Here is a 26,539-nt window from a genome sequence, read left to right on the forward strand (position 1 = left end):
CTGGGATCGAATTTTCTGTACTTCTTGGTCATGAAAAGCTCCTCGATAGGGTCATTTTCACCTATCGAGGTGTCCGGGGTTAGTAGACCACTACATGGCGCCTAACCCTCCCCGGCATCACCGCCACCCCATCCACCCCCAACACCCCTTGGGACTACACCCCCATCCCCCTGACCCAACCCCTGGAAACCGTGTTCGCCGACCAACTCGCCTGGCTCACCGCCTGGCGCATCGGCCGCTACGCCAATGGCAGTTACACACGCCAACCCTTCTTCCGCTCGGCCATCGAGAACACCCCCGCCGAGGTTGAACAAGGCGAGGCCGCCTTCGAAGCCGCTAAAGCAAAGGCACTCAAGGAACGCGCCGGTGGCAATTCTAAAGCAGCCGGCCCACCCCTTTACGAAGGCCAGATCGATCAAACCCAACTGGGCGAAGCCGCCGCTGAATTCGCCAGCGACTACCGCGACGAAAAGCGCCAGCAAACCAGCCCCAAAGGCTACATCTTCGACGTGCTGGCGCGGGAAACCGTTTACTGGCTCAACGACGATGAAGAGCGCCGCGACCGCCACGAACTGGTGACCCAGGGCGACCAGTACCACCGTGAGTTGTTCGCCGACCACCACGGCACCCCGAGCCGGGATCGCAACCGGGCGCTGCTGGTGGAGCTGTTCGACGAGCAGGTGCACGACTCCCGCGCCTGGTTCATGCACTCGGCGCTGGGCACGCGGGAGATCTGGGCGGGGTACTTTTTCTACCGGATGATCTACTTCGGCAACCACAGCAACCGCCGGCTCACCCCGATGATGGTGGCGGGCAAGGTCATCGGTGTGACGATGGTCGCCGGGGCGGCGCTGTACGGCGTGCGCCGGCACCTGCGCAACGGCGTGGATGGGGCGGTGGCCGGCACGCTGGGGGGCTTCGGCAGCGCGGTGCTGGCGGTGACCTTGCCGGGCATCAGCTATGAGATTTTCGACGTGAGCACCGGCCGCACCCTGGGTTTCGTCGAGGGCGCGGCGGAGTTGCTCAAGCCGACCCAGGCCATCGGCGAGGTGGCCGGTGCGCTGAAGGCGCAGTTTATCCGTGACGACCAGGCCGAGCGCTTGAGCCGCAGCGATGCCTACTTGCGCGCCGCCGGTGTGCTGGTGGAGTGGGGCCAGGACAAAGGCGCTGCGGTGCAGCCTCGGTGAACCGATAGCCTAGTGCTGCGCACAAGCGCCTGAGGGCCCTCCACCCACTACAACGCACTAAACCTGAACACCGTGTTCTGGCTATACACCTGCCCCGGGTTCAAGCGGGTGCTGGGGAAGTTCGCCTGGTTGGGCGAATCCGGGTAGTGCTGGGTCTCCAGGGTGAAGGCGCCCCAGTGCGGGTAGGTGAGGCCGCCCTTGCCGCTGAACGCCCCGGTGAGGAAGTTGCTGGTGTACAGCTGCACCCCCGGTTCGCTGGTGAACAACTGCAGGCGCCGGCCGCTGCCGGGATCGGTCACTTCCACCGCCAGTTTGCGCGCGTCGCCCGCGGCATCCAGCACCCAGTTGAAGTCAAAACCGCCTTGCTTGGGCTCGGCGAACTTCAACTGCGGGTGCTCGTCACGGATGTGCTTGCCGAACGCCGTGGGCGTGGTGAAGTCCATCGGCGTGCCGGCCACTGGTGCCAGTTCGCCGGTGGGGATCAAGGTGCCGTCGATCGGTGTGTAGCGCGCCGCGTGCAGCACCGCCACCTGGTTGAGGATGTCGCCGTGGCCGGCGCCGGCCAGGTTGAAATAGCTGTGGTTGGTCAGGTTCACCACCGTGGGTTTGTCGGTGGTGGCCTTGTACTGGATGCGCAGTTCGTTCTGCTCGTTGAGGCTGTAGGTCACCTCCACGTTGAGGTTGCCGGGGAAGCCCATTTCGCCGTCTTTGGAATGGTAGCTGAGGGTCACCCCGACCCAGCCCGGGCCTTGCGCCGGCTTGGCCTTCCACACCTGATGGTCGAAGCCCATGGGCCCACCGTGCAGGGCGTTGGGCCCGTCGTTGAGCGGCACCTGGTAGGCCTTGCCATCCAGGCTGAAGCTGCCCCCGGCCAGGCGGTTGCCGAAGCGCCCGATGGTGGCGCCGAAGTGCACGTCGCCGTGGTCCTGGTAGCCTTGTGGGTCATCGAAGCCCAGCACCACGTCGGCGGCCTGGCCGTTGCGGTCGGGCACCTTCAGCGCCTGCAGCACGGCGCCGTAGGTGATCACGCTGGCCTGCATGCCGCGGCTGTTGCTGAGCACGTAGCGCTCGATCGGGGTGCCGTCCTTGAGGGTGCCAAAGGCGCCGTGTTCACTGCTCAGGGCGGCATGGGCAGAGGCGGCGAAAGCGCTCAAGGCCGTGGCCATCAGCAGTTGGCCCAAGCGAAAGGGGTGTGCCATGGGGGTGTCTCCTTGCATTGTTTTTATTGTGGCGTGAAGGCGAACAGGGCACCTTCTACTTCCAATATAGTCATACCAATCGAACGGGTTGAACGTTTTTACACCGTTGAATAATCCGGTTGCGCCATCAAAGGTAATACTTTTTAATCGGCCTACGCGTTCAGAACAACAACAACGGAGGCGCCATGCACTGGCAGCCGATCACGCCACAGCGCTATGCCCTGGCCGAAGGCCCGTTCTGGGACGGCCCCAGCCACAGCCTGTACTGGGTAGACATCGCCGGCCGCCTGGCCTGCCGCCTTGGCCCCGAGGGCTTGCAACAGTGGCCGATGCCCGAGCCGGTGTCGGCGTTCATCCCCACCCAGGCCGGCGACGCGCTGGTCACCCTGGCCAGCGGCGTATACCGCTTGCCCCTCGACCGGCCCACCGCCGCGCTCAGGTTGTTCTGCCAAGCCGACCTCACCCCGGGCAACCGCGCCAACGAAGCGCGCTGCGATGCCCAGGGCCAACTGTGGCTGGGCACCATGCAGAACAACCTCGGCGAGGGCGGCAGCGACCTTCCCGTGACCCGGCGCAGCGGCGGTTTGTTCCGCATTGCCAGCGATGGCACGGCCACCCGCCTGCTGGCCGAGCAAGGCATCGTCAACACCCTGCTGTGGAGCGCCGACGGCCAGTGGCTGTATTGCGCCGACAGCCTCGACGGCGAACTGCGCCGCTATCCGCTGCTTGCCGGGGGCCAATTGGGCCCGGCGCAGCCGTGGGCGCAAGCCGGCCCTGGCAGCCCGGACGGCTCGGCGATGGACGAACAGGGTTACGTGTGGAACGCCCGCTGGGGCGGTGGCTGCCTGCTGCGCTTCGCCCCCGATGGGCGCCTTGACCGGCGCATCGAGCTGCCGCTCAGCCACCCCACCAGTTGTGTGTTCGGCGGCCTGCAGCGGCGCCATTTGTACGTGACCTCGGCGCGCCCGCAAGGCAGCGACAACCCCTTCGACGGCGCCGTGCTGTGCGCCGAAACCGAGGTCGCCGGGGTGCAGTGCCAGCGGTTTGCCGGCTAGGCGAGGGTGACAATTCGTTACTTTGATGGCCAGACCACTCTGCTATCAATGCTTTGCAACAACAGGCTTTCAAACAACAACAAGGAGTGAGCCATGTTTGCTACCCAATGGGCCCGTACCCTCTGCGCGGCCGCCTGCACCAGCGTAATGCTGTCTGCCTCCAGCCTTGCCCTCGCGGCAGACCCAGTCAAGATCGGCTTTCTGGTCAAGCAACCGGAAGAACCCTGGTTCCAGACCGAATGGGCCTTCGCCGAAAAAGCTGCCAAAGACAAAGGCTTCACCCTGCTGAAGATCGCCGTGCCCGACGGCGAGAAAACCCTCTCGGCAATCGACAGCCTGGCCGCCAACGGCGCCAAGGGGTTTGTAATCTGCCCGCCGGACGTGTCGCTCGGCCCGAGCATCGTCGCCAAGGCGAAAATGGCCGACATGAAGGTCATGGCGGTGGACGACCGCTTCGTCGACGCCAACGGCAAGTTCATGGAAGACGTGCCCTACCTGGGCATGGCCGCCTTCGAAGTGGGGCAAAAACAAGGCAGCGCCATGGCCAGCGAAGCGCAGAAGCGCGGCTGGAAGTGGGATGACACCTACGCGGTGATCAACACCTACGACGAACTCGACACCGGCAAGAAGCGCACCGACGGCTCGGTCGATGCCCTGAAAAAAGCCGGCCTGCCGGCCGACCACATAGTCTTCGCGCCGCAGAAAACCCTCGACGTGCCCGGCGGCATGGACGCGGCCAACGCGGCCTTGGTCAAGCTGCCCGGCGCCGCCAAGCACTTGCTGATCGGCGGCATGAACGACAACACCGTGCTCGGCGGCGTGCGCGCCACCGAAACCGCCGGCTTCAAGGCGGCGGATGTGATCGGCATCGGCATCAACGGCACCGATGCCAAGGAAGAGCTGAAAAAGGCCAACAGCGGGTTTTATGGCTCGCTGCTGCCCAGCCCGCACATCGAGGGCTACAAAACCGCCGAGATGGTGTTCGACTGGGTGACCACCGGCAAGGAGCCGCCCAAGTACACCGCGATGGATGAAGTCACGCTGATCACCCGCGAGAACTTCAAGCAGGAACTGGAAAAAATCGGCCTGTGGAACTGAGCGGAGGGCTTGCGATGAGCAGCACCCCAGCGGCATTGCGCTTTGACGGCATCGGCAAGCAGTTCCCCGGCGTGCGCGCCCTGGCCGGCATCACCTTCGAGGTGCGCCCCGGCCAGGTGCATGCGCTGATGGGCGAGAACGGCGCGGGTAAATCCACCTTGCTGAAGATCCTCGGCGGCGCCTACACCCCCAGCGATGGCGAACTGCGCCTGGGCGATGAAGTGCTGCGCTTCAAAAGCGCGGCCGACAGCATCCACAGTGGCATCGCGGTGATCCACCAAGAGCTGCACCTGGTGCCCGACATGAGCGTGGCGGAAAACCTGCTGCTCGGGCACCTGCCCAACCGCTTTGGCCTGGTCGACCGCCGCGCCCTGCGCCGGCGTGCCACTGAGCTGCTGGCCGGGCTGGCCGACGAGATCGACCCAGGCATGCGCCTGGGCGAGCTGTCGCTGGGCCAGCGGCAGTTGGTCGAGATCGCCAAGGCGTTGTCGCGCGATGCCCGGGTGATCGCCTTCGACGAGCCCACCAGCAGCCTGTCGGCGCGGGAAATCGACCGCCTGATGCAGATCATCGGCCGCCTGCGCGACGAGGGCAGGGTGGTGCTGTACGTGTCGCACCGCATGGAAGAAATCTTCCGCATTTGTGACGCGGTCACGGTGTTCAAAGACGGCCGTTTTGTGCGTACCTTCACCGACATGGCCGCGCTGACCCACGACCAACTGGTCACCAGCATGGTCGGCCGCGACATCGAAGACATCTACGACTACCGCGAGCGCCCCCACGGCGAGGTGGCCCTGCGCGTGCAAGGCCTGCTTGGCCCGGGGGTGGTCGAGCCGGCCAGCTTTGCCGTGCGCCACGGCGAGGTGCTGGGGTTCTTCGGCCTGGTTGGCGCCGGCCGCACCGAGCTGTTGCGCCTGCTCAGCGGGCTGGCCCGGCGCCAGGCCGGGGAGGTGCTGCTCGACGGCAAAGCCCTGGCCTTGCACAGCCCCCGCGCAGCCATCGACGCCGGCATCCTGCTGTGCCCTGAAGACCGCAAGAAAGAAGGCATCGTGCCGCTGGCCTCGGTGCAAGAGAACATCAACCTCGGCGCGCGCCCGGCCCACGCGCGCTTTGGCTGCCTGCTGCGCGGGCCGTGGGAACGGGCCAACGCCGAGAAGCAGATCCGCGCGCTGAACGTGAAAACCCCCTCGGCCGACCAGGCGATCCTGTACCTCTCCGGCGGTAACCAGCAAAAAGCCATTCTCGGCCGCTGGTTGTCGTTGCCGATGAAAGTACTGCTGCTCGACGAGCCGACGCGTGGCATCGACATCGGCGCCAAATCGGAGATCTACCAGATCATCCACAACCTGGCCGCCAGCGGTGTGGCGGTGATCGTGGTGTCCAGCGACCTGATGGAAGTGATCGGCATCAGCGACCGCATTCTGGTGATGAGCGAAGGCGCCCTGACCGGCGAGGTGAACCGCAGCGAGGCCGATGAAGCACGCCTGCTGCAACTGGCACTGCCGCGTACCCGCGAGCGCGCCCAATAACAAGAGGTGAACATGGCTACCATCCCCCACAAAAAGCCCCTGGGCCTGCCCGGCCACCCCTTCAACCTGCGCCGGTTCCTCGACGACTGGGCCATGCTGCTGGTGGCGGTGCTGGTGTTCGCCGGCTCCGCGCTGTTGATCGACAACTTTCTTTCGCCGCTGAACATGCGCGGGCTGGGGCTGGCGATTTCCACGGTTGGCATTGCCGCCTGCACCATGTTGTTCTGCCTGGCGTCTGGGCATTTCGATTTGTCCGTTGGCTCGGTGATCGCCTGCGCCGGGGTGATCGCCGCGGTGGTGATGCGCGACACCGGCAGCGTTGCCTTTGGCGTGGCCGCGGCGCTGGGCATGGGCCTGGTGGTGGGGCTGATCAACGGCATCGTGATCGCCAAGTTGCGTATCAACGCGTTGATCACCACCCTGGCGACGATGCAGATCGTCCGTGGCCTGGCCTATATCTTTTCCAACGGCAAGGCGGTGGGCGTGGGCCAGGAGGGGTTTTTCGTGTTCGGCAACGGCCAGTTGTGGGGCGTGCCGGTGCCGATCGTGATCACGGTCGTGTGCTTCGCCTTTTTCGGCTGGTTGCTGAACCACACCACCTACGGGCGCAACACCATGGCCATCGGCGGCAACCAGGAAGCCTCGCGGCTGGCCGGGGTGCGGGTCGACCGCACCAAAGTCGTGATCTTCGCCGTGCACGGGGTGATTGGCGCGCTGGCCGGGGTGGTGCTGGCCTCGCGGATGACCAGCGGCCAGCCGATGGTCGGCCAGGGCTTCGAACTCACGGTGATCAGCGCCTGCGTACTGGGTGGGGTATCCCTGGCCGGCGGCATCGGCATGATGCGCCATGTGATTGCCGGGGTGTTGATCCTGGCGATCATCGAGAACGCGATGAACCTGAAGAACATCGATACCTTCTACCAGTATGTGATCCGCGGGACCATTCTGCTGCTGGCGGTGATCATTGACCGCTTGAAACAGAGGTAGGTGGTGAAGAGGCAAGGGGCAAGGGGCAAGCGGCAAGGGGTGCGCGGCGGTGGCTATGTCGCGGTTTTTACTTGCCGCTTGTAGCTTGACACTTGCCCCCTGCTCTAATTGTCATACAATCCTATATCAAGGATTGTGGAGTTTTACCTCGATGAAAGTACACCGCCAAGCTGCTTCGCTGCGCCACCAGGTGCAAGATGCCCTGCGCAACGAGATCATCTCCGGGCGTTTCAAGCCCGGCGACCGGCTGGTCGAGCAACAGCTGTACACCGCGCTGGACGTCAGCCGCACCTCGCTGCGCGAGGCCCTGCGCCAGCTCGAGGCCGAAGGCCTGGTGGAACAGGTGCCGCACCGCGGCGCCTTTGTCGCCTCGGTCGATGCCGCCGACGCGCGGCAGATCTACGACGTACGCGGCGCGCTGGAAGTGCTGGCGGTGCGGAACTTCGTGCGCTTTGCCAGCGCCGAAGACGTGGCCGAACTGCGCGCGGTGTTCGATGAATTCGCCGAGCGGGCCAGCATCGGCCTGGACGGCACCGCGCTGCTCGACATCAAGCAGCGCTTTTACCATGTGCTGCTCGACATCGACCAAAGCCGCATGGTCGGCAACATGCTCGAGCTGGTGAACAACCGCGTCAGCCTGCTTCGCGCGCTCTCGCTCGGCCGCCCGGGGCGCATGGCCTATACCCTCAGCGAGCTGCAAGCGGTGGTGCGCGCCATCGAAGCGCGCAACGAAGCCGCCGCCTGCGCCGCCGCCTTGACCCACGTGGAAAATGCCGCGGAGAACGTGCTGGGGTTGCTCCGCGATCAAGCCTGAACGGCCCCTCGCCCGGCACAGCCGGCCTCCCACCGGTTCTGTGTTGCCATGTAAATCAAGCATTTACACAAATCTGGTGGGAGGCCGGCTGCGCCGGGCGAAGGGCCCTAAAACCTTACTTCAACGCCGAATACCCCGTCGGCTGTAAGAACTGGTTCTCGATCCGCTCGACGATCGGCTTTTCCGCCTCGGTCGCGGCGCGTTTGGCGATCCACTCCGGGTCTGCCTGGAACGCGTTCCACTTCTGCTCACGCTCGGCCAGGCTGTCCCATTCCAGCAGGTAGGTAAGGGCGTGGTTCGACGGGCCGGCGATAGTGGTCCAGAAGCCGATGGGGCGGATGCCGTACTTCTCGAAAAAGCCTAAGGTGATCTGGGTAAAACGGTCGTTCAGCGCCGGCAGGCGGCCGGGGGCACAGTGGTAGATCCGCATTTCGACGATCATGGCATCGCTCCTTGTTGTGGTTCGGGCCAGAATACCCGTTGACGTATTGTATGACAATCCTATAGCTTATGGATCAGACGCTGTCGCTCGCTCACAAGAACACAATAGGGGCAAACCCATGAGTACACCGCACCGCATCGGTTTCATTGGCCTGGGGATGATGGGCCAGCCCATGACCGCCTGCCTGGCCAAGGCCGATTTCGCCCTCTACCTGCTCGATGCAGACACCGCCCGCGCCGAACAACTGGCCGGCGAATTGAAGGCCAACCTGCTCAACGAAGGCAATGCCGCCCAGCTCGACGTGCTGATCACCATGCTGCCCAGCTCGAAGGTGGTCGAACAGGTGCTCGAAGGCAACGGCTGGGCCGCGCGCCTGGCCCGTGGCGCCACGGTGATCGACATGAGCTCTTCGGAGCCGGCCCGCTCCCGTGCCCTCGGCGAACGGCTGCAGGCCGCCGGCCTGGGTTACCTCGACGCACCGGTATCCGGTGGGGTCAAGCGCGCCATTGCCGGCAGCCTGGCGATCCTCGCCGGTGGCGACGCCGAGCTGCTGCAACGCTGCCTGCCACTGCTCGAATGCATGGGCAGCAGCGTGCTGCACATCGGCCCCGCAGGCGCCGGCCACGCCGCCAAGGCGCTGAACAACTACGTCTCGGCCGCCGGGCTGGTGGCCACCGTCGAAGCCCTGCACGTGGCCGAGCGCTTCGGCATCGCGCCGCAGGTGATGGTCGATGTGCTCAACGCCTCCAGCGGGCGCAGCAACACCTCCGAGAACAAGGCCGGGCAGTTCATGCTCAGCGGCAGCTATGCCTCGGGGTTCTCCCTGCAGTTGATGGACAAAGACCTCAACATCGCCATGGCCCTGGCCGAGGCGCTGGGTTACCCGATGCCGCTGGGCAAGGCCTGCACCGCGCTGTGGGATGCCGCCGCCGAGCACGCCACGGCGCGCACCGACCACACTGAAATGTACCGCCTGCTCGCCGCCAAGGAGTGACCGCCATGGCTCACCTGGAACAGTTCTACATCGGCGGGCAATGGGTGGCGCCCACCGCGCCGCAGTGGCACACGCTGATCGACCCGGCCACCGAGCAGGCCGTCGGCCGCCTGGCCATGGGCAACGCCGCCGACGTCGACCGCGCCGTGGCCGCCGCGCGCCAGGCCTGGCCGGCCTGGGCCAATACCACGGCGGCAGAGCGCCTGGCCCTGCTGCAGCGCGTGCTGGCGATCTACCAGCGCCGGCAAGACGAATTCGCCGAAGCCATGCGCGTGGAAATGGGCGCGCCGATCACCTTCTCCCGCCAAGGCCAGGCGCCGCGTGGCGTGCTGCACCTGCAGGCGCTGATCGAGGTGATGCAGCGCTTTGCCTTCGAGCGGCCCCAGGGCAGCACCTTGCTGCGCTACGAACCGGTCGGGGTGTGCGGCTTGATCGTGCCGTGGAACTGGCCGGTCAACCAGATCGTGGTCAAGGTCGCGCCAGCGCTGGCCGCGGGCTGCGCCATGGTGCTCAAGCCCAGCGAATACTCGCCGTTGAGCAGCCTGCTGTTTGCCGAGGTGCTCGACGAAGCCGGGGTGCCGCCAGGGGTGTTCAACCTGGTCAGCGGCGAGGGCGCGGTGGTCGGCGCGGCGCTGGCGGCGCACCCGGACGTCGACATGGTGTCGTTCACCGGCTCTACCCGCGCCGGCATCGAAGTGGCGCGCGCGGCGGCCGGCACGGTCAAGCGGGTGGCCCAGGAACTGGGCGGCAAGTCGGCCAACCTGCTGCTCGATGATGCCGATTTCGAACAGGCGGTCTCCCGCGGCGTGGCGGCGTGCTTCACCAACAGCGGGCAGTCGTGCTCGATCCCCACCCGCATGCTGGTGCCGCAGGCCCGCCACGCCGAGGCGGTGGCCATCGCCCGGCGCTGCGCCGAGGCCTACGTGCTAGGCCCCACCGAGGCCGCCGATACCCAGCTTGGGCCGTTGGTCAACCGCGTGCAGTTCGAGCGGGTGCAGCGGCTGATTCGCCTGGGCATGGAGGAGGGCGCCCAACTGGTGTGCGGCGGCCCCGGCCTGCCGCCGGGCATCGAGCGTGGCTATTACGCGCGCCCCACGGTGTTCGCCGGGGTCGCGCCACACATGGCCATCGCCCAGGAAGAGGTGTTTGGCCCAGTGCTGGCGATCATGCCTTACCAAGATGAGGCCCATGCCATCGCCATTGCCAACGGCACGCCCTATGGGCTGGCGGCCTACGTGCAGTCGGCCGACCACAGCCGCGCCCAGCGTGTGGGCCGCGCCCTGCGCGCCGGCAGCGTGCACTTGAACTACCCACCGGCGGATTTCCACGCGCCGTTCGGCGGTTACCGGCAGTCGGGCAATGGCCGCGAGTGGGGCGAGCATGGCTTGCTGGAGTACCTGGAACTGAAAGCGATGGTGGGGTATACGCCGCGCTAGGCTGTGCCGCCCTTCGCCCCGCTCATATGGGGTGAAGGGCGAAAAAAATTTTAGCTATTTTGATTGTATGACAATCATCCCATCACACAGGCGGGGTACCACCGATGGACAATAACGAACGCTTCAACAAAGGCTTTGAAAACCGCAAAGAGGTGCTTGGCGCCGCCCACGTGGAGAAATCCTGGGCCGCCGCCGATGCGTTCAACCGGCCCATGCAACAGTTGGTCACTGAATACTGCTGGGGCGAGGTGTGGGGCGACCCCACCCTGCCGTTCAAAACCCGCAGCCTGCTCAACCTGGGCATGCTCACGGCGATGAGCCAGCACCACGAACTGGCGGTGCACGTCAAAGGCGCGCTGCGCAATGGCGTGACCGAAGAAGAAATCCGCGCGGTACTGATGCAGGCCTCGATTTACTGCGGCGTACCACTGGGGCTGGCGGCCTTCCGGGTGGCCAGCGAAGCGATCAAGGCGTACCGCGCCGAGTAAGCCCCAGCGCGGCACTTGGCACCTGATCAGCGTCTCGACAATAACGATAAAGGACACGCGCAATGACAACCCTAGCCCAGGAGCGGTCGGCCGAAGCCACTGACGCTTCCGTCGACAGCAAACGCAAGAACGCCATCAAAGGCGCGTTTTTCTCCGAATACATCGACATGTTCGACATCTACCTGCCTGTGGTGGTGTTGTCACCCGTGTTGTTCGTGTTCAAGCCCGACAACCTCTCGCCGGGCGTGCAGGCGATCTTCGCCTCGTTGATCTTCATCACCACCCTGCTTGGCCGGCCGATCGGCGCGCTGCTGTTCGGCATGATCGCCGACCGCACCGGCCGGCGCATGGCCTCGATCTACTCGGTCACCGGCTTTGGCGTGGTCACCCTGTTGATTGCCTTGCTACCGGGGTACCAGACCCTCGGCATTGCCTCGTATTGGCTATTGGTGCTACTGAGGTTCGTCGACGGGATCTTCCTGGGCGGTGGCTACACCGGCGCCATGCCGCTGGCCATCGAGTACTCGAAGAAGGAACAACGCGGGTTTGTGGGCGGGCTGATCATCGCCGGCTTCCCGCTGGCCTACGTGAGCATCAACCTGGTGGCGATGCTGATGTTCATGCTGTTCCCCCTCGACGGCCCGGATTCGCCCTACGCCCAATGGGGCTGGCGCATTCCGTTCGTGATCGGCGCGCTGTTGGCGGGTGTACTGGCGCTGTACTACGTGTACGCGGTGTCGGAGTCGGAAATCTGGGAAACCGAAGCCAGCGAAAAACCCAAAGAGAAGCTGCCGCTGTCTGACCTGATCCGTGGCCGTAGCGGGCGCAACCTGCTGCAAGTGCTGCTGATGATGACCGGCTTCTGGCTGACGCAGAACATCATCACCATCTTTTTGCCCACCGGCTTGCTGGTCAACACCCTGCACCTGAGCGGGCTGCAGGTCACCGGCACTTTGCTGCTGTGCTACACCGTGCTGTTCTTCAGCTACATCGGCTCGGGGATGATCGGCCAGCGCATCGGCCGCCGGCGGTTCTTCCTGACCCTGGGCCCGATCATCGCCAGCGCTGGCGCCGGGATCATGTACGTGCTGGCCAACGTGCCGAACCTGTCGTTCCCGGCCATCGTCGCGCTGGTGTGCGTGATGTCGGTGCTGGTCACCGCGCCCTGGGGCGTCATTGTCACCTACATCAACGAGCGCTTCGTCACCGACGTGCGCGCCACCGGCTTCGGCGTGGGCTTTAGCCTGTCGGTGATCCTGCCGTCGTTCTATGCCTTCTACATGAGCTGGCTGGGGCAGATCGTGCCGTTCAGCGTGACCCCGGCAATCTTGCTGGTGATCGGCGGTGTGATCGCGACGATTGGCGCGTACATGGGCCCGGAAACCAAAGATGTCGATTTCTGAATCTGGAGGCAATGCCATGAACCAACAGACACTGGGCTTTATCGGCCTGGGTAACATGGGCGGGCGCATGTGCAAGCGCCTGGTCGGCGCCGGCTGGCAGGTACTGGGCTACGACCCCAGCGCCGGGCGCGCCGAAGCCGCCGGCGCGCAGCCGGTGGCCAGCCTGGCCGAGGCGATGGCCGCCGAGGTGGTGTTGCTGTCGCTGCCCGACAGCCGCGTGGTCGAAGCCGTGGTCGAAGGCGAGGGCGGGCTGCTGGCCCACGCCCGCGCCGGGCAGATCGTGGTCGACCTGTCCACCGCCGCCGCCAGCTCGACCATCCGCTTGCAACAGCGCTTCGCCGAGCGCGGCGTGCACTACGTAGACGCCGGTATCTCTGGCGGCGCGGCGGCAGCCGATAAAGGCACGCTGACGCTGATGGTCGGCGGCGAAACCGCCGCGGTGCAGGCGCTGGAAGCGGTGTTCGCGCCGTTCAGCAGCAAGGTGGTGCACATGGGCGCCTCCGGCACCGGGCACACCACCAAGCTGTTGAACAACTTCCTCAACGCCGTCAGCCTGGCGGCCACCGCCGAGGTGATGGTCGCCGGGAAAAAAGCCGGGCTCGACCTGCGCCAGTTGCTGGAGGTGATCAACGCCAGCAGCGGGGTGAACTTCGCCAGCCTCAACCGCTTCCCGAAGATCATCGAGGGCGACTACCTCGAAGGCGGCTTGACTGGCCAGCTGATGACCAAGGACGTGGTGCTGTACATCGAGCGCGCCCGCGAACTGGGCGTGGCCTCGCTCAATGCCTCCGGGCCGCTGGCCAGCTTTGGCCTGCAGACCGCGCTGGGTTACGGCGGCCTGATCAGTAACCGGGTGGTCGATGCCATCGGCGACATGGCCGGTGGCGTACGCCTGCATGAACCGCTCAAGGAGCAAAGCGCATGATCGTGATCCACGGCAACGCCGAAGGCAGTACCAGCGAAAAACGCACCTCGACCTTCACCGGTGACGTGTGGGCCGACCCGATCCTGCCGGCGACCGACGCCGGCGGGGTATCGGTGACCCTCAACCATGTGCACTTCCTGCCCGGCGGGCGTACCCACTGGCACACCCATGAACATGGCCAGGTGCTGCAGGTGACCGCCGGCCGCGGCTGGGTCTGCCTCGAAGGCCAGCGCCCGCAGGCGATCGGCCCGGGCGACACGGTGTTCATCGCCGCCGGCGAGCGGCATTGGCACGGCGCCAGCGTGGACGGGTTGATGTCGCACATCGCCACGTCCATCGGCCAAACCCGCTGGGAAGAGCCGGTGGCCGACAGCGACTATCCGTGATGGCCTGAGGGCGCTTCGCCCGGCACAGCCGGAGTGCCGGGCGAGAGGCCCGTAACCCCCAACAACAATAACAAGGAGGCCCCCGATGCCCGATTCCCGCCCCTGGCTCACCGACCACCCCGGCTGGGCCAGCCTCAGCCGCCTGCACCCGGCCTTCGCTGAGGCCTGCGCCGATTACGCCCAGGTGCCTTGGCGCAACGGCCCGCTGCCGGCCAAGGTCAAGGCCTTCGTGGCCCTGGTGGCCTGCGCCAACGCCACCCACCTGCATGGCCCCGGCACCGAAGCCTGCCTGCGCCTGGCGCTGCGCTGCGGCGCCAGCCGCGAGGAACTCGCCGAGGTGCTGGCGCTGCTCAGCACGGTCGGCATCCATGCCGCCAACGTCGGCGTGCCGGTGCTGCTCGAGGTGCTCGAAGAGCGCGGCCTGCGCAGTGGCCCGGCCGCCCTGAATGAACACCAGCAAGCGCTCAAGGACGGGTTTGTCAGCAACCGCGGCTACTGGCACCCCAGTTGGGAAGGCCTGCTGGAATTCGACCCGGCGCTGTTCGAGGCGTACCTGGCGTTTTCCTCGGTGCCCTGGCGCCAGGGCGTGCTCGAGCCGAAGGTGAAGGAGTTCATGTACTGCGCCTTCGACGCCGCCGCCACCCACCTCTACGTGCCCGGGCTGAAGCTGCACATGCACAACGCCCTGGGCTACGGCGCCAGCGCCGAAGAACTGATGGAAGTGCTCGGCATCACCAGCCTGATCGGCATCCACGGCGCGCTGGCCGCCGCGCCACTGCTCGAACAACTGCTCGAGCCCGCCACCCCGCACACCCAAGGAGCGAACCATGCCTGATTTCCACGACCGCAGCCTGACCATCGTGCGCTACGGCACCCGCCCCACCCGCAAAAGCGAGTGCTACTACAACTACGCGCTGTACCACGAGCCCGACGCCCCGGTGGTGATGGACTACTTCTTCTGGATCTACCGCGACGCCGGCCAGGTGATCGTGATCGACTCCGGCTTCAGCCACGCCGCCGCCGTGGCGCGCAAGCGCTCGCCGCTGATCGCCCCGGCCGACGCCCTGGCGCGGCTGGGCATCGACCCGGCCGAGGTCAAGCAGTTGATCCTCACCCACGCCCACTACGACCACGCCGGCAACCTCGGCCTGTACCCCAATGCCCAGGTGATCATGTTCCGCCGCGAGTACGACTTCTGGCGCAGCCCCCTGGGCCAGCAGCCGCAGTACCTGCACCACGCCGACCCGCGTGACCTCGACTACCTCGCCAGCCTCGCCGAAGCCGGCCGGGTGACCCTGCTCGACGGCCCGGAGCACACCCTGATGCCCGGCTTTGAGCTGTTCGAACTGGGCGGCCACACCCCCGGGCAGATGGCCCTGCGCATCCAACTGGCGGAGGGGCCGTTGATCCTCGCCTCGGACGCGGTGCACTACTACGAGGAGCTCGAGCTCGACCGGCCGTTCGCGGTGATTGACAGCCTGGCGGCGATGTACCACGGCTACGCGCGCATCCGCGACTGGCTCCAGGCCCCGGGCGCGGTGATGGTGCCTGGGCATGACCCAGACGTGATGAACCGCTTCCCGCCGGTCGACCCGGCCGCGCCGGAGTTCGCCGTGCGCGCGGGGGCCGCGGCATGAGTGAGGCGCCCGTCACCGCGCCGCTGGCGCGGTTCATCGCCGGCTGCGCCTGGGCCGATGTGCCCACGGCCATCCGCCATGAGGCCAAGCGCGCGCTGGTGAACTACTTTGGCGTGGCCCTGGCCGGCGCCAGGGACCCAGACGTCGCCGCCGCGCGGTCGCTGCTGGCGCGTTTCAGCGGCCCGGCCGACGCTAGCCTGGTCGGTTGGCCGGTGCGCCTCGACGCCCTCAGCGCCGCCGCGCTGAACGCCATGGCGGCCAACGTGCACGACTACGACGACACCCACCTGCCGACCATCATCCACCCCACCGCGCCGGTGGCCGCCGCGCTGTTCGCCTTGGCCGAGCGCTACCCCGTCAGTGGCGAGCAATGGCTGCTGGCCTTTGTGCTGGGGGTGGAGGTGGAGTGCCGGCTGGGCCTGGCCCTGGGCGAAGGCCACTACCGCCGTGGCTGGCATATCACCGCCACCTGCGGGGTGTTTGGCGCGGCGGTGGCGGCGGCCAAGCTGCTCGGGCTGGGTGAGCAGGCCATCGGCGGCGCCCTCGGCAACGCCAGCGCGCAAGCCTGCGGGCTGGTCGAAACCCTCGGCAGCGCGGCCAAAAGCCTCGGTGTGGGCAATGCCGCCCGTGGCGGGCTGCTTTCGGCCTTGCTGGCCGCCGAAGGCTTCTACGGCCCGGCGCAGCCGCTGGAAGGCGAGCGCGGCTTCGTCCCGGTGTTCGGCCAGCCGGGCGCTGCCGCCGGGCTATTGGAGGGCCTGGGCGAACACTGGGCGTTGGCCGCCAACACCTACAAACCCTACCCTTGCGGGGTGGTGCTGAACCCGGTGATCGAAGCCTGCCTGGCGCTGCACCCGCGGCTGGCCCAGGCCAGCATCGAGCGCATCGAGCTGCGTGGCCACCCGCTGCTGCGCCAGCGCACCGACCGCCCCGGCATCCGCAGCGGCCGCCAGGCCCAGGTCAGTGCCCAGCACGCGGTGGCGGTGAGCTTGCTCGACGGCCAGGCGGGCCTGGCGCAGTTCAGCGATGCCGCCGTGGCCCGCGCCGACCTGCGCGCGCTGTACCCGCGGCTGGTGTTCGAAGATTGCCCCGAGATGGGCGTGGAGGCCGCCAACGTGCGGGTGCTGCTGCACACCGGCGAATGGCTGGAACAGCACGTCAGCGCGGCCCTCGGCAGCCTGCAACGGCCGCTGCCCGACGCGGCCCTGGAAACCAAGCTGCATACCCTGGCGGCGCCGTTCGACAGCACGGCGCTGCTTCAACTGATTTGGGGGCTCGAGCAGGCCGTTGACGCCGCCGCGCCCCTGCACCTTTGCCGTGAGGTCACTGTATGAGCAACGCACCGATCGTGGGTTTTATCGGCGTGGGCGTGATGGGCCAGCCGATGGCCCTGCACCTGTTGGCCAAGGGCCATACCCTCCATGTGTACGACCGCAGCGCTGAGGCGCTGGCGGTGCTCGAGGCCGCTGGCGCGCAGATCGCCAGCAGCGCCCGGGCGGTGGCCGAGCAGGCCAGTGTGGTGTTCACCAGCCTGCCCAACCCGGCGATTCTCGAGGCCGTGGTGTTCGGCCCCGAGGGCCTGGCCGAAGGCCGCGCCATGAAGGTGCTGGCGGATCTGTCCACGGTGGGCCCGGAGCTGATCCGCAGCCTCGCCGAGCGGCTGGCCGGGCAGGGCGTCAGCGTGGTCGACGCGCCGATCAGCGGCGGCGCCGAACGCGCCCGCAGCGCCACTCTGGCGGTGATGATGTCGGGCGCGCCGGAGGCGCTGCGGCAGGTGATGGACTTGGCCGCGGCGTTCGGCACCGAGCTGTTCAACGTCGGTGAGCAGCCGGGCCAGGCGCAACTGCTCAAGCTGCTCAACAACATGTTGTCGTCGACCGCGCTGTTGATCACCGCCGAGGCCTTCGTCGCCGGGGTGCGCGGCGGGCTGGACCCTCAGCTGATGATCGAAGTGTTCAACGCCGGTACCGGCAAGAACGGCTCGACGATGGACAAATTCCCCCGCCACGTGCTCACCGGCAGCTTCGACTTCGGCCATTCGATGGCCGGGGTGTGCAAGGACGTTGGCCTGGCGGTAGACGCCTGCCAGGCCCTGGGGGTGCCGATGTGGCTGGGCAACAGCGCCCGCCAGCTGTGGACCGCCGCCGCCCAGGGCGGCGCCCGCCAGGACATGACCGCGGTGGTCAAGACGATCGAGGGCTGGGCCGGCGCAGCAGATACGTGTCCATGATCCAGCCATGCTCGGCGCGGGCGGCCAGGCGGGTGCGCTGGATGTCGGCGCCGACCTCGTCGAGCAGGCCGGCCATGAGGATCTCCTGCGGGGTGCCGAGGTAGGCGCCCCAGTAGATCTCCAGTCCCTGGCCGCGCAGGCTGAGGTAGCTGTCTTCGGCGTCGAGCATGACCACCGTGTTGCCTTCGGCGGCCACGCCCTGGGCCAGCAGGCGCCGGCCGGTGGTGATCAGCACCGGCTGGCCGATCTCGTTCAGCGCCACCTTGTGCCGCGCCGCCAGGGCCTGCACCGAGCTGATGCCGGGGATCACCTCGAAGTCGAACGCCAGCCGGCCCTCGGCGAGGATCGCGCCGAGGATGCGGCTGGTGCTGTCGTACAGGGCTGGGTCGCCCCAGACCAGAAACGCCCCGCATTCGCCGTCGGCCATCTGCTCGATAAGCTGCTCGAACACCTGCTGTTTGGCCCGGTTCAGTTCTTCAACGCGGGTGGCGTAGTCGCCACCGCGTTCGCGCTCGGGGCTGTTCGCCTCAACGAAGCGATACGGCCGGCTGGCATCGATGTAGCGCTGGCACACCTGCTCGCGAAACGCGATCAGCGCCTGCTTGGCCGGGCCCTTGTCGAGCAGGAAAAACACCTCGGCGCGGTTCAGCGCGGCGATGGCCTGGGCGGTGAGGTAATCCGGGTCACCGGCACCGATGCCGATGAGCAACAACGTTTTCATGCAGAACAATCCTGGTTACGCGAGCAGGGGGCTATGGTACCGGGGGCGGGGGGGGCCGATACAGGGTGAATTTGCCGGCCCTTCGCCCGGCACAGCCGGAGTGCCGGACCACGGCCTCCCACAGGTTCTGTGTTGTACAGTAAATCAAGTATTTACATAAATCTGGTGGGAGGCCGGCTGTGCCGGGCGAGGGGCCCTATGCGCGCCCCATGACCCCCAGCAACCCCTCCGCCGGCAGCGCCTCGCTGAAGTGAAACCCCAGCACCTCGTCGCAGCGGTGCAAGCGCAGGCAGGCCAGTTGCTGGGCGGTTTCGATGCCTTCGGCGGTGACGGTAATGCCCAGCGAGCGGCCCAGGTCGATCATCGAGCGCACCACCGCCTGGTCGCCGGCCTCCTGGGCCAGGCCGGCGATGAAGCTGCGGTCGATCTTGATCCCATCCAGCGGGTAGTGGCGCAGGTACGCCAGCGACGAAAAGCCACTGCCGAAGTTGTCCAGGCTTAGCCGTACGCCCAGCGCCTTGAGCTGTTGCAGGGTGGCCAGGGCGCTGTCGCGGTGTTCCAGCAGGGCCTGCTCGGTGAACTCCAGCTCCAGCCGCGCCGGCGCCAGGCCGCTGCTGGCCAGCACCGCGGCAACGCCCTCGGCCAGCCGCGCCGGGGCGCTGAACTGCGCCGGCGCCAGGTTCACCGACACCTTCATCGCCGCCGGCCAGCCGGCTGCCTCGGCACAGGCCTGTTGCAGCACCCAATGCCCGAGCGGCTGGATCAGCCCGCATTCCTCAGCCAGGCCAAGGAACCGCCCGGGGTAGAGCAGCCCGTGTCGCGGGTGCTGCCAGCGCACCAGCGCCTCGGCGCCGCACACCTGGCCGCTGGCGGTGGCGTAGCGCGGCTGGTAATGCACGCGCAACTCACCCTCGGCCAGGGCCCGGCGCAACTCGTGCTCCAGTTGCTGGCGGGCCAGCAGGGCCTGGTTCATCCGTTCGTGGTACAGCCGCCAGGTATTACGCCCGGCGGCCTTGGCCTGGTACAGGGCGATGTCGGCCAGGCGCAACAGCTCGGCGGCCTCGGCGGCATGCGCCGGGGCCAGGGCGATGCCCACGCTGGTGCCGATGAACAGCACCTGGCCGGCCACCGCCAGCGGCTGGCACAGGGCATCGATCAGCGGCTGCGCCAGGCTGGCCAGCGCCGCCTCGGCGCAGGGGCCAGGCACCAGCAGCACGAACTCATCGCCGCCCAGCCGGGCCACGCTGGCGCCCGCCGGGGCGGCGCCGCGCAGGCGCTGGGCAACGGTTTGCAGCACCTGGTCACCCACCGCGTGGCCGAGGGCGTCGTTGATCGGCTTGAAGCGGTCGAGGTCCAGGCTCAGCAGCGCCAGCGGCTGGCCCTGGGCGAGCAGGGCGGCCAGTTGCTGGTGCAGCTGGTGGCGGTTCGGCAGGCCGGTCAGGCTGTCGTGCAACGACAACTGCTGCACCTCACTGAACTGCGCATCGAGCTGGCGCGCCGAGAGGATTGCGTAACGCAACAGCACCGTCAGCACCCCGGCCAGGGCCAGCACCGCGGCCATGAACAACGGCAGGGTTTGCTTGAGCAGGTGCCGCCCAGGCCGGGGCGGGTGCCAGTTGAGCAGGATGTTCGAAGCGGCCAGCGGCAGCGCGTCCTGCCCCGGCAGCGCGTTGTGGGCCACGCTCAGCGGCGGCAGGCCGTAGGTGTCGCTGAGGTGGCCGAGCTTGGTGGGGTCGAGCACGTTGACGAACATCATCACCGAGGCCGCGCCGGGGGTCAGCGCCACATGGGCAGCGCCGGGAGTGATGGTCGCCGCCGCCACCAGCGCCGGCGTGCCGCCCACGCGGAAGGCACGCACCACGCCGTACTCCTCGCTGTCGCTGGCGCGGGCGGCGGCGACCAGCCCGGGCAGGTCGCCCTGCAGCCAGTCGCCGGCCTGCAGGGTGGCCGGCTGGCCGTCGATCACCGCGTACACCGTGCGGTCCTGGGCGTCGAGCACCAGCACGCCGTTGTAGCCATACAACTGGTAGGGCACATCGCCGACGTTGCGCTGCACGTCGGCCCAGTCTTTATCCACCACCACGTGCAGGTGCTGGTAAGCCTCGCCCCATTTGGCGTAGTTGACGATATTGCGCCCCACCTCATTGCACACCTGGTCCAGGGTGCGGGCGATGAAGGTGCGCGAGCGCTGCTGCACGTCGGCATCCTGGCTCAGGGCATTCTTGACCAGCAGGAAGCAGCCCAGGCCGATCAACGCCGACAGCGCGGCGATGGCCGGCAGCAAGCGCAGGATCAACTGGCGGCTGCGGCCGCGGGCAGCCCAGCGGGTAAAGGCGGGTTTGAACATGGCGGGCAAGGGGCGGGCCGGTGGTGGCGTATGGCTATCCTAACGGCTGAGGCCCCTCGGGGCCAGTGTTAAGACGGCAGCAGGATGCCGCGCTCCGGCGCGGGATGAGCGATCGATGGAACGAATGGTTACAGCCCATGGTCGCAGGGTCAGTACGCCTTGAAAGTTCGTGACCGTAGCAGACCGATTGATGAGCCTTTTGCAAAATTCCCCCGCGCTTTCCCTGCCTTCGACCGTGCTGGTGGTCGAGGATGACGACATGCTGCGCCTGCTGACCCTGGAAGTGGTCATCGAGCTGGGCCTGCCGGCGGTCGGCTTCGCCACCGCCGATGACGCCCTGGCGTATGTGCAGGCGGGCGGTGACACCGGCATGGTGATCACCGACCACAGCATGCCCGGGCAACTCACCGGCAATGACCTCGCCACCCTGCTGGTGCAGCAGCACCCCGGGTTGCCGGTGATCCTCACCAGCGGCTACGGCTACGCCGCCGAGCAAAAGGCCCCCGGCGTGACCTTTTTGCCCAAGCCGTGGGGGGTGGAGGTGCTCGCCACCCTGGTGATGACCCTGCTCGCCGCGCGCAACGCCCAGCGGCCTGGCTAACCCATTACAGCCCGGCGTTCCACGCCATGATCCCGCCAAAACCCAGCAGCAGGGTGCCGCACAGGCGTTTGCCCCAGCAGCCGGCGCGCGGGCCACTGAGCCGTGCCCGCAGCGGCGCGGCGGCCCAGGCATAGCCGGCCGCCACCGCCAGCTTGACTGCCACGAACAGGCCGATCAGGCCCAGTAGCGCCGCGCTGCCTGGGTGCTCGCTGGGCAAGAACTGCGGCAGCAACGACGAAAAGAACAGCATCGCCTTGGGGTTGCTCAACCCGACCATGAACGAGCGCCGCCACAGCCGCGCGAAGGGCTCGGCGGCGGCTGCGGGCGCCTGCGCCGGCGGGCTGTGCCGGGCCTGGCGCCATTGGCCGATGCCCAACCACACCAGGTAGCCGGCGCCCAGCAGCTTGACCGCCAGGAACAGCGCCGGTTGGCCCAGCAGCAAGGCATCCAGGCCGAGCAGCGCGGCGCCGGCAAGCAGGGCAATGGCCAGCAGGTCGCCACTGAGGATCGCCAGCGCACGGCCAGGGCCATAGGCCAGGGCGTTGTTGATCAGGTTCAGCGTCGACGGCCCGGGCGAACCCACCTGGGCAACGGCAATGGCGCAAAACAGCAGGTAATCGGGCAGGCCCATGGGGCACCTCACAGCGTGGTCACTGGCGCTGACATTACGGCGGCTATGGCCCATAGTTAAGGGCCATATAAGCGGTTAACCATTGGACCATTATGCCTAAAGGCCGTGTTGCCCAACGCTTCGACCTGCCGCGCCCGTTGCCGGCGCCCGGGCAAACCCGCCAGGGCGCGGCCTACCAGGCGTTGCGCGATGCCATCCTCAGCGGCCTGTTGCCGGCCGGCAGCGCCTTGCCCTCCAGCCGCGGCCTGGCCGAGCGCTGGCAACTGGCGCGCGGCACCCTTGAAGAGGTGTTCGACCGCCTGCGCCTGGAGGGCTATATCGAGCGCCGGGTGGGCGCCGGCAGCCGGGTGCGGGCAGTGTTGCCAGAGTTCTACCACCGCGCGCCGCCACCCCCGGCGCCGCGGGCGCTGGCTGAGCCGCTGGCGGCCGTGCCAGCGGCGGGGCGGCCACGGGTGGGGGTACCGTTCGCCGCGCGGCTGGCCAACCCGCAGCTGTTGGCCCCGGCGGTATGGGGCCGGCACCTGCAACGGGCAATGGCGGGCCTGCGCCCGGAGCAACTGGGCGAGGCCGAGGCCCAGGGCGCGCTGGCCCTGCGTGAGCAAGTGGCCGCTTACTTGCGCAGCCAGCGCGGTATCCCCTGCCAGGCCGATGAGCTGATCATCACCCATGGCATCCGCCATGGCCTCGACCTGGTCGCCCGTTGCCTGCTGCGCCCTGGCGACGGCGTGGCGGTGGAAGACCCAGGCTACCCGGTGGCGCGGCGGATCTTCCAGCAGGCCGGTGCGCGGGTGCAGCACGCCCGGGTCGATGAGCAAGGGCTTGACCCGGCCAGCCTGGGCGCCGGCCTGCGCCTGGCCTACGTGACCCCGGCGCACCAGTCGCCGCTGGGCGCCAGCCTGCCCGCGGAACGCCGCCTGGGCTTGCTCGCCTGGGCCGAGCGCGAGCAGGCCTGGGTGCTCGAAGACGACTACGACAGCCAATTCAACTACCGCAGCGCGCCGCTGCCAGCGCTCAAGGCGATCGACCGCGGCGAGCGGGTGATCTACTGCGGCAGCTTCAACCAGGCGCTGTTCGCCAACCTGCGGGTGGGCTACCTGCTGGCGCCGCGGCCGGTGCGCGAACAGGTGCTGGGGTTGTGGCAGGTGGTGGGGCGCAGCGTGGGCATCAGTGAGCAACTGGGCCTGGCGGCGTTCATGGCCAGCGGTGATTACCAGCGCCACCTGCGCCGGGCGCGGCTGCATTACCAAGGCCTGCGCGACACCCTGCTGGCGGAGCTGGCTAGCGCCGCGCCCGGCTGCCGGGTGAGCGGCGAGCATGCCGGGTTCCACCTCACCCTGTGGCTGCCCGCCGGCTGTGATGAAGCGCGCTTGCTCGCCCGCGGCCAGGCCGCCGGGCTCGACCTCTATCCGCTGAGCCAGGCCTGCCACGGCACCCGCCTGCCGCCGGCGTTGATCCTTGGCTACGCGGCGCTGGCGCCGGCGCAGGTGCGCCAGGCCGCGCGGGTGTTGGTGGGGTTGTTGGCGGGGTAGGGGTAGAGGGCCCTTCGCCCGGCACAGCCGGCCTCCCACCAGATTTGTGTAAGTACTTGATTTATTGGGCAGCACAGAACCCGTGGGAGGCCGGCTGTGCCGGGCGAAGGGCCCTGCGCCTCAAGCAAAACTGAACCGCCCCACCACCGCATTGAGGTTCACCGCCAGCCGCGCCAGTTCGGCGCTGGCCTCGGCGGTTTGCTTGGCGGCGCCGGCGCTGTGGCCGGCGAGGTCCTTGATGCTCACCAGGTTGTGGTCCACCGAGCGCGCCACCTGGGCCTGTTGCTCGGCGGCGGCGGCGATGACCAGGTTTTTCTCGCCGATTTCCATCACCGCGTCGGCGATCTGGTTGATCGCCTCACCGGCCTGGCGGGCGATTTCCAGGGTGTTGCCGGCTTCCTCGCTGCTCACCGCCATCGCCTGTACCGCCTGGGCCGAACCCGCCTTGATGCCTTCGATCATCACCGCGATGTCGCGGGTCGAGGTTTGCGTGCGGTGGGCCAGCGCGCGCACCTCATCGGCCACCACCGCGAAGCCGCGGCCCTGTTCGCCCGCGCGGGCCGCTTCGATCGCGGCGTTCAGCGCCAGCAGGTTGGTTTGTTCGGCGATCGCGCCGATCACTTCCAGCACTTTGCTGATCTGCTGCGAACGCCCGGCCAGTTCGCCCAGTTGCTCGCTGGTCACCGCTACCGCATCGCTCAGCCGAGTGATCGAGGTCAGGGTTTGGCCCACCCGTTCACGGCCCTGGCTGGCCGACTGTTGCGACTGCTGGGTGGCCACGCTGGCGTAGGAGGCGCTGCGCGCCACTTCCTCGACCGCGGCGCTCATCTGGTTCACCGCGGTGGCGGCCAGCTCGGTTTCCTGGCCTTGGCGCAGGATGCCGGCGTTGGCGTCGTGGGTCACCTGGGTGAGTTCTTCGGCGGCCGCGGCCAGTTGGCTGGCCGAGTCGTTGATCAACTGCAGGGTGCTGCGCAGGTTGCCGAGCATGGCCTCGGTGCTGGTTTGCAGCTCGGTGATTTCATCGGCGCCGTTGATCACCACCCGGCTGCCCAGGCGGCCTTCGGCGATCTCGCGGGTCACGCCCATCAGTTGCTGCACCGGCAGCAGGATGCTGCGGGTGAACAACAGCGCCACCAGCAGGGTGATCAGCACCGCCGCGGCGATGATCGCCCAGGTGGTCACCAGCCCGTGCTGGTACTGCTGCTCGGCCTCGCTGGCGGCGGTTTGGGCGTTGTCGTTGTTGAGCGCGACCAACTGGTCGATGCCTTGCTGCAGCTTCTCGGCCAGCGGCACGCTGACGCTGTTGACGAATGCCGTGGCCTGGCCGGTGCTTTGCTCGCCCTGGCCCAGCAACTGTTCGACGCTGTTGTTGTAGGCGTCTACGTCGCCCTTGAGCCGCGTATAGATCGCGCCTTCCTCGGCGCTCGAAACCAGCGGGGCGTAGTCCTGCACGGCCTTGGCCAGCGCCTGGCGGCGTTGTTCGAGGGTCGCGCGCAGCGCGGGTTTGTCGTCTTCGCCCACATAGTGCAGCAACGCCAGGCGCAGGCGCAGCGTCGCCGCCTCGATGGCATCGCCTTGGTGCACGCTGGGCAGCGCGTCGTTGGCAACCTTGCCCACAGCGCTGTGTAACTCACCCATCTTCCCTAGGGCAACGAGGCTCAGGCCGATCAACAGCAGGCAGATCAAACCGAAACTCAAGGTGGCACGGGTTTTCAAGCGCACGGATCGCAACAACATGATGGCGACTCCCAGGGGTGGATAAGTGGTGGCACTTTGACGTTACTTATCCGCCTCCCGGCGCCGTTTGGCAAGCCCCCGCAGACAACCCGCCCGCGGCCCGCTGGGCGGTTCAGGCGCGGTTCAGTTTGCCCCCAGCACCGCCTGCAAATGCGCCTCATACCGGGCCACGTCGGCCTCCACGTTGGGGCGCTTCATCACATCGACGGCGAGGAAGGTGGGCAGGGCGCTCATGCCGAGGAACTGGTTGGCCTTGTGGAAGGGGAAGTACACCGCATCCACGCCGCGCCCCTCGAAAAAGTCCGTTGGGTCTTCGAACGCCTGCTGGGGGGCGTTCCAGGTGGCGCTGATCATGTAGCGCTTGCCGTGGATCAGGCCGCCGCTGCCGTATTTCTGCGAGGCGTCGGCGCGGGTGCGGCCGTCGTTGGCGTAGAGGCTGCCATGGCCTTCGGTGAACACTTCATCGAGGTAACGCTTGACGGTCCAGGGCGCGCCCATCCACCAGCCGGGCATCTGGTAGATCACCACATCGGCCCAGAGGTACTTCTGCACTTCATCGGCACTGTTGTAGCCGCCGTCGATGAAGGTCGCCTGGACGTTGTGGCCGGCGCGGTCGAGCCAGGCCAGCGCGGCGTTGTGCAGGGTTTCGTTGTAGCGGCCATCGGAGTGGGCGAATTGCTTGCCGCCGTTTAACAGGAGCACGTTCATGGTAGGGCCTCGTGAGCTAGGAATGCTGCGCAGGCTACAGGCATCGCGGTGGGCGACCAAGGCACGGGGCGGTCAATAGCTTTTGCATAAAAGTCACAAATAGCCGGGTTTTGATGCGCTTAACATGGGTAAACCCAAGAGGCCCCCCGTGATGACCCAACCCGTAGCCTTTGTACTGCAAGCGAAAACCCGCCCCAGCCACAGCAGCGCCTTCAAGGCGTTTTTCCATCAGCACCTGGCCGCCAGCCGGCGCGAGCCGGGCTGCCTGCAGTACCACATGCTGCAAGATGCCGCAGACCCGACCCTGTTCGTGTTCTTCGAGGTGTGGGCCAGCCAGCAGGCCCTGGATGTGCACGCCAACCTGCCGCACATGCGCGCCTTCATGGCGCGAAAGGCCGAGTATCTGGAGGCAGACTTTGTGATCCAGGCGGTGCAGCCGCTGTAACGCCAAGTCACGG

The 26,539-nt window shown here is 67.3% G+C and carries 26 protein-coding genes; 19 read left to right on the forward strand and 7 right to left on the reverse strand.

Annotation, left to right across the window (positions count from 1 at the left end):
* Positions 1-182: 182 nt before the first annotated feature.
* The gene (locus tag ACFZCE_RS25345; RefSeq protein ID WP_390943339.1) at positions 183-1,187 is read left to right on the forward strand and encodes a hypothetical protein; all 1,005 of its coding nucleotides are present in this window, start codon (positions 183-185) and stop codon (positions 1,185-1,187) included.
* A gap of 47 nt (positions 1,188-1,234) precedes the next feature.
* Here the strand turns inward: ACFZCE_RS25345 and ACFZCE_RS25350 are convergent, their stop codons facing one another.
* Positions 1,235-2,386 carry a galactose-1-epimerase gene (locus ACFZCE_RS25350; protein WP_390943295.1) on the reverse strand — a complete coding sequence of 384 codons (1,152 nt, stop codon included), beginning with the start codon at positions 2,384-2,386 and terminating at the stop codon, positions 1,235-1,237.
* A 185-nt stretch (positions 2,387-2,571) separates the two neighbouring features.
* On the opposite strand from ACFZCE_RS25350, the gene ACFZCE_RS25355 reads away from it, so the two are divergent.
* The 5 genes from ACFZCE_RS25355 (at position 2,572) to ACFZCE_RS25375 (ending at position 7,869) form a co-directional block, all read left to right on the forward strand.
* Positions 2,572-3,441 (forward strand): SMP-30/gluconolactonase/LRE family protein, encoded by an 870-nt coding sequence (locus ACFZCE_RS25355; protein ID WP_390943296.1) that lies wholly within the window; start codon positions 2,572-2,574, stop codon positions 3,439-3,441.
* 93 nt (positions 3,442-3,534) lie between these two features.
* A complete protein-coding gene (locus ACFZCE_RS25360) occupies positions 3,535-4,539 on the forward strand; it encodes a substrate-binding domain-containing protein (protein WP_390943297.1) in 1,005 nt (334 codons plus the stop codon).
* 14 nt (positions 4,540-4,553) lie between these two features.
* Positions 4,554-6,068 carry an L-arabinose ABC transporter ATP-binding protein AraG gene (gene araG, locus ACFZCE_RS25365; RefSeq protein WP_390943298.1) on the forward strand — a complete coding sequence of 505 codons (1,515 nt, stop codon included), beginning with the start codon at positions 4,554-4,556 and terminating at the stop codon, positions 6,066-6,068.
* A gap of 12 nt (positions 6,069-6,080) precedes the next feature.
* The gene (gene araH, locus ACFZCE_RS25370; RefSeq protein WP_390943299.1) at positions 6,081-7,055 is read left to right on the forward strand and encodes an L-arabinose ABC transporter permease AraH; all 975 of its coding nucleotides are present in this window, start codon (positions 6,081-6,083) and stop codon (positions 7,053-7,055) included.
* 151 nt (positions 7,056-7,206) lie between these two features.
* Positions 7,207-7,869 carry a GntR family transcriptional regulator gene (locus tag ACFZCE_RS25375; protein WP_390943300.1) on the forward strand — a complete coding sequence of 221 codons (663 nt, stop codon included), beginning with the start codon at positions 7,207-7,209 and terminating at the stop codon, positions 7,867-7,869.
* A gap of 115 nt (positions 7,870-7,984) precedes the next feature.
* Here the strand turns inward: ACFZCE_RS25375 and ACFZCE_RS25380 are convergent, their stop codons facing one another.
* Entirely contained in the window at positions 7,985-8,311 is a 327-nt protein-coding gene (locus ACFZCE_RS25380; protein WP_390943301.1) for an NIPSNAP family protein, read from the reverse strand.
* Between the two features lie 118 nt (positions 8,312-8,429).
* On the opposite strand from ACFZCE_RS25380, the gene ACFZCE_RS25385 reads away from it, so the two are divergent.
* From ACFZCE_RS25385 to ACFZCE_RS25430, 10 genes are all read left to right on the forward strand, one after another.
* Complete coding sequence (locus ACFZCE_RS25385; RefSeq protein WP_390943302.1) at positions 8,430-9,305, forward strand: NAD-binding protein; 876 nt, start codon at positions 8,430-8,432, stop codon at positions 9,303-9,305.
* Between the two features lie 5 nt (positions 9,306-9,310).
* Complete coding sequence (locus tag ACFZCE_RS25390) at positions 9,311-10,741, forward strand: aldehyde dehydrogenase family protein (RefSeq protein ID WP_390943303.1); 1,431 nt, start codon at positions 9,311-9,313, stop codon at positions 10,739-10,741.
* A 104-nt stretch (positions 10,742-10,845) separates the two neighbouring features.
* Positions 10,846-11,229 carry a carboxymuconolactone decarboxylase family protein gene (locus tag ACFZCE_RS25395; protein ID WP_390943304.1) on the forward strand — a complete coding sequence of 128 codons (384 nt, stop codon included), beginning with the start codon at positions 10,846-10,848 and terminating at the stop codon, positions 11,227-11,229.
* Between the two features lie 62 nt (positions 11,230-11,291).
* Positions 11,292-12,632 carry an MFS transporter gene (locus ACFZCE_RS25400; protein ID WP_390943305.1) on the forward strand — a complete coding sequence of 447 codons (1,341 nt, stop codon included), beginning with the start codon at positions 11,292-11,294 and terminating at the stop codon, positions 12,630-12,632.
* Positions 12,633-12,648: 16 nt separating this feature from the next.
* Positions 12,649-13,557, forward strand: a complete 909-nt coding sequence (locus tag ACFZCE_RS25405) for an NAD(P)-binding domain-containing protein (RefSeq protein ID WP_390943306.1) — start codon at positions 12,649-12,651, stop codon at positions 13,555-13,557.
* Complete coding sequence (locus tag ACFZCE_RS25410) at positions 13,554-13,943, forward strand: cupin domain-containing protein (RefSeq protein WP_390943307.1); 390 nt, start codon at positions 13,554-13,556, stop codon at positions 13,941-13,943. The genes ACFZCE_RS25405 and ACFZCE_RS25410 overlap by 4 nt, the downstream gene beginning before the upstream one ends.
* 85 nt (positions 13,944-14,028) lie before the next feature.
* Positions 14,029-14,778 carry a carboxymuconolactone decarboxylase family protein gene (locus tag ACFZCE_RS25415; protein WP_390943308.1) on the forward strand — a complete coding sequence of 250 codons (750 nt, stop codon included), beginning with the start codon at positions 14,029-14,031 and terminating at the stop codon, positions 14,776-14,778.
* Positions 14,771-15,580, forward strand: coding sequence for an MBL fold metallo-hydrolase (locus tag ACFZCE_RS25420; protein ID WP_390943309.1), 810 nt, complete (start codon positions 14,771-14,773; stop codon positions 15,578-15,580). The genes ACFZCE_RS25415 and ACFZCE_RS25420 overlap by 8 nt, the downstream gene beginning before the upstream one ends.
* Entirely contained in the window at positions 15,577-16,911 is a 1,335-nt protein-coding gene (locus ACFZCE_RS25425) for an MmgE/PrpD family protein (protein ID WP_390943310.1), read from the forward strand. The genes ACFZCE_RS25420 and ACFZCE_RS25425 overlap by 4 nt, the downstream gene beginning before the upstream one ends.
* Positions 16,908-17,807: an NAD(P)-binding domain-containing protein gene (locus ACFZCE_RS25430; protein ID WP_390943311.1), complete on the forward strand. Its 900-nt coding sequence runs from the start codon at positions 16,908-16,910 to the stop codon at positions 17,805-17,807. The genes ACFZCE_RS25425 and ACFZCE_RS25430 overlap by 4 nt, the downstream gene beginning before the upstream one ends.
* Here ACFZCE_RS25430 and cobF read toward each other — a convergent pair.
* Both cobF and ACFZCE_RS25440 read right to left on the reverse strand, forming a co-directional pair.
* Positions 17,761-18,528: a precorrin-6A synthase (deacetylating) gene (gene cobF / locus ACFZCE_RS25435; RefSeq protein WP_390943312.1), complete on the reverse strand. Its 768-nt coding sequence runs from the start codon at positions 18,526-18,528 to the stop codon at positions 17,761-17,763. The two genes, ACFZCE_RS25430 and cobF, sit on opposite strands and share 47 nt — an antisense overlap.
* Before the next feature lie 196 nt (positions 18,529-18,724).
* Positions 18,725-20,875, reverse strand: coding sequence for an EAL domain-containing protein (locus ACFZCE_RS25440; protein WP_390943340.1), 2,151 nt, complete (start codon positions 20,873-20,875; stop codon positions 18,725-18,727).
* Positions 20,876-21,065: 190 nt separating this feature from the next.
* On the opposite strand from ACFZCE_RS25440, the gene ACFZCE_RS25445 reads away from it, so the two are divergent.
* The gene (locus tag ACFZCE_RS25445; RefSeq protein WP_390943313.1) at positions 21,066-21,476 is read left to right on the forward strand and encodes a response regulator; all 411 of its coding nucleotides are present in this window, start codon (positions 21,066-21,068) and stop codon (positions 21,474-21,476) included.
* Positions 21,477-21,480: 4 nt separating this feature from the next.
* Here ACFZCE_RS25445 and ACFZCE_RS25450 read toward each other — a convergent pair whose 3' ends face one another.
* Positions 21,481-22,107, reverse strand: coding sequence for a LysE family transporter (locus ACFZCE_RS25450; protein WP_390943314.1), 627 nt, complete (start codon positions 22,105-22,107; stop codon positions 21,481-21,483).
* 92 nt (positions 22,108-22,199) lie between these two features.
* On the opposite strand from ACFZCE_RS25450, the gene ACFZCE_RS25455 reads away from it, so the two are divergent.
* Positions 22,200-23,636 carry an aminotransferase class I/II-fold pyridoxal phosphate-dependent enzyme gene (locus ACFZCE_RS25455; RefSeq protein WP_390943315.1) on the forward strand — a complete coding sequence of 479 codons (1,437 nt, stop codon included), beginning with the start codon at positions 22,200-22,202 and terminating at the stop codon, positions 23,634-23,636.
* A 120-nt stretch (positions 23,637-23,756) separates the two neighbouring features.
* On the opposite strand, the gene ACFZCE_RS25460 is transcribed toward ACFZCE_RS25455, so the two are convergent.
* Complete coding sequence (locus ACFZCE_RS25460) at positions 23,757-25,373, reverse strand: methyl-accepting chemotaxis protein (protein WP_390943316.1); 1,617 nt, start codon at positions 25,371-25,373, stop codon at positions 23,757-23,759.
* Between the two features lie 123 nt (positions 25,374-25,496).
* Positions 25,497-26,081 carry an NAD(P)H-dependent oxidoreductase gene (locus ACFZCE_RS25465; protein ID WP_390943317.1) on the reverse strand — a complete coding sequence of 195 codons (585 nt, stop codon included), beginning with the start codon at positions 26,079-26,081 and terminating at the stop codon, positions 25,497-25,499.
* Between the two features lie 151 nt (positions 26,082-26,232).
* Between ACFZCE_RS25465 and ACFZCE_RS25470 the strand changes: the two genes are divergently transcribed.
* Entirely contained in the window at positions 26,233-26,526 is a 294-nt protein-coding gene (locus tag ACFZCE_RS25470) for an antibiotic biosynthesis monooxygenase (RefSeq protein WP_390943318.1), read from the forward strand.
* Positions 26,527-26,539: the final 13 nt, after the last annotated feature.

The sequence above is a fragment of the Pseudomonas sp. NPDC007930 genome (genome assembly GCF_042958985.1).
In the GTDB taxonomy this organism is placed as follows: domain Bacteria; phylum Pseudomonadota; class Gammaproteobacteria; order Pseudomonadales; family Pseudomonadaceae; genus Aquipseudomonas.

Coding starts and splice junctions, on each gene's coding strand:
- ACFZCE_RS25350 (WP_390943295.1), bottom strand. CDS start 2,386: ATGGCACACCCCTTTCGCTTGGGCCAACTGCTGATGGCCACGGCCTTG.
- ACFZCE_RS25355 (WP_390943296.1), top strand. CDS start 2,572: ATGCACTGGCAGCCGATCACGCCACAGCGCTATGCCCTGGCCGAAGGC.
- ACFZCE_RS25360 (WP_390943297.1), top strand. CDS start 3,535: ATGTTTGCTACCCAATGGGCCCGTACCCTCTGCGCGGCCGCCTGCACC.
- araG (WP_390943298.1), top strand. CDS start 4,554: ATGAGCAGCACCCCAGCGGCATTGCGCTTTGACGGCATCGGCAAGCAG.
- araH (WP_390943299.1), top strand. CDS start 6,081: ATGGCTACCATCCCCCACAAAAAGCCCCTGGGCCTGCCCGGCCACCCC.
- ACFZCE_RS25375 (WP_390943300.1), top strand. CDS start 7,207: ATGAAAGTACACCGCCAAGCTGCTTCGCTGCGCCACCAGGTGCAAGAT.
- ACFZCE_RS25380 (WP_390943301.1), bottom strand. CDS start 8,311: ATGATCGTCGAAATGCGGATCTACCACTGTGCCCCCGGCCGCCTGCCG.
- ACFZCE_RS25385 (WP_390943302.1), top strand. CDS start 8,430: ATGAGTACACCGCACCGCATCGGTTTCATTGGCCTGGGGATGATGGGC.
- ACFZCE_RS25390 (WP_390943303.1), top strand. CDS start 9,311: ATGGCTCACCTGGAACAGTTCTACATCGGCGGGCAATGGGTGGCGCCC.
- ACFZCE_RS25395 (WP_390943304.1), top strand. CDS start 10,846: ATGGACAATAACGAACGCTTCAACAAAGGCTTTGAAAACCGCAAAGAG.
- ACFZCE_RS25400 (WP_390943305.1), top strand. CDS start 11,292: ATGACAACCCTAGCCCAGGAGCGGTCGGCCGAAGCCACTGACGCTTCC.
- ACFZCE_RS25405 (WP_390943306.1), top strand. CDS start 12,649: ATGAACCAACAGACACTGGGCTTTATCGGCCTGGGTAACATGGGCGGG.
- ACFZCE_RS25410 (WP_390943307.1), top strand. CDS start 13,554: ATGATCGTGATCCACGGCAACGCCGAAGGCAGTACCAGCGAAAAACGC.
- ACFZCE_RS25415 (WP_390943308.1), top strand. CDS start 14,029: ATGCCCGATTCCCGCCCCTGGCTCACCGACCACCCCGGCTGGGCCAGC.
- ACFZCE_RS25420 (WP_390943309.1), top strand. CDS start 14,771: ATGCCTGATTTCCACGACCGCAGCCTGACCATCGTGCGCTACGGCACC.
- ACFZCE_RS25425 (WP_390943310.1), top strand. CDS start 15,577: ATGAGTGAGGCGCCCGTCACCGCGCCGCTGGCGCGGTTCATCGCCGGC.
- ACFZCE_RS25430 (WP_390943311.1), top strand. CDS start 16,908: ATGAGCAACGCACCGATCGTGGGTTTTATCGGCGTGGGCGTGATGGGC.
- cobF (WP_390943312.1), bottom strand. CDS start 18,528: ATGAAAACGTTGTTGCTCATCGGCATCGGTGCCGGTGACCCGGATTAC.
- ACFZCE_RS25440 (WP_390943340.1), bottom strand. CDS start 20,875: ATGTTCAAACCCGCCTTTACCCGCTGGGCTGCCCGCGGCCGCAGCCGC.
- ACFZCE_RS25445 (WP_390943313.1), top strand. CDS start 21,066: ATGAGCCTTTTGCAAAATTCCCCCGCGCTTTCCCTGCCTTCGACCGTG.
- ACFZCE_RS25450 (WP_390943314.1), bottom strand. CDS start 22,107: ATGGGCCTGCCCGATTACCTGCTGTTTTGCGCCATTGCCGTTGCCCAG.
- ACFZCE_RS25455 (WP_390943315.1), top strand. CDS start 22,200: ATGCCTAAAGGCCGTGTTGCCCAACGCTTCGACCTGCCGCGCCCGTTG.
- ACFZCE_RS25460 (WP_390943316.1), bottom strand. CDS start 25,373: ATGTTGTTGCGATCCGTGCGCTTGAAAACCCGTGCCACCTTGAGTTTC.
- ACFZCE_RS25465 (WP_390943317.1), bottom strand. CDS start 26,081: ATGAACGTGCTCCTGTTAAACGGCGGCAAGCAATTCGCCCACTCCGAT.
- ACFZCE_RS25470 (WP_390943318.1), top strand. CDS start 26,233: ATGACCCAACCCGTAGCCTTTGTACTGCAAGCGAAAACCCGCCCCAGC.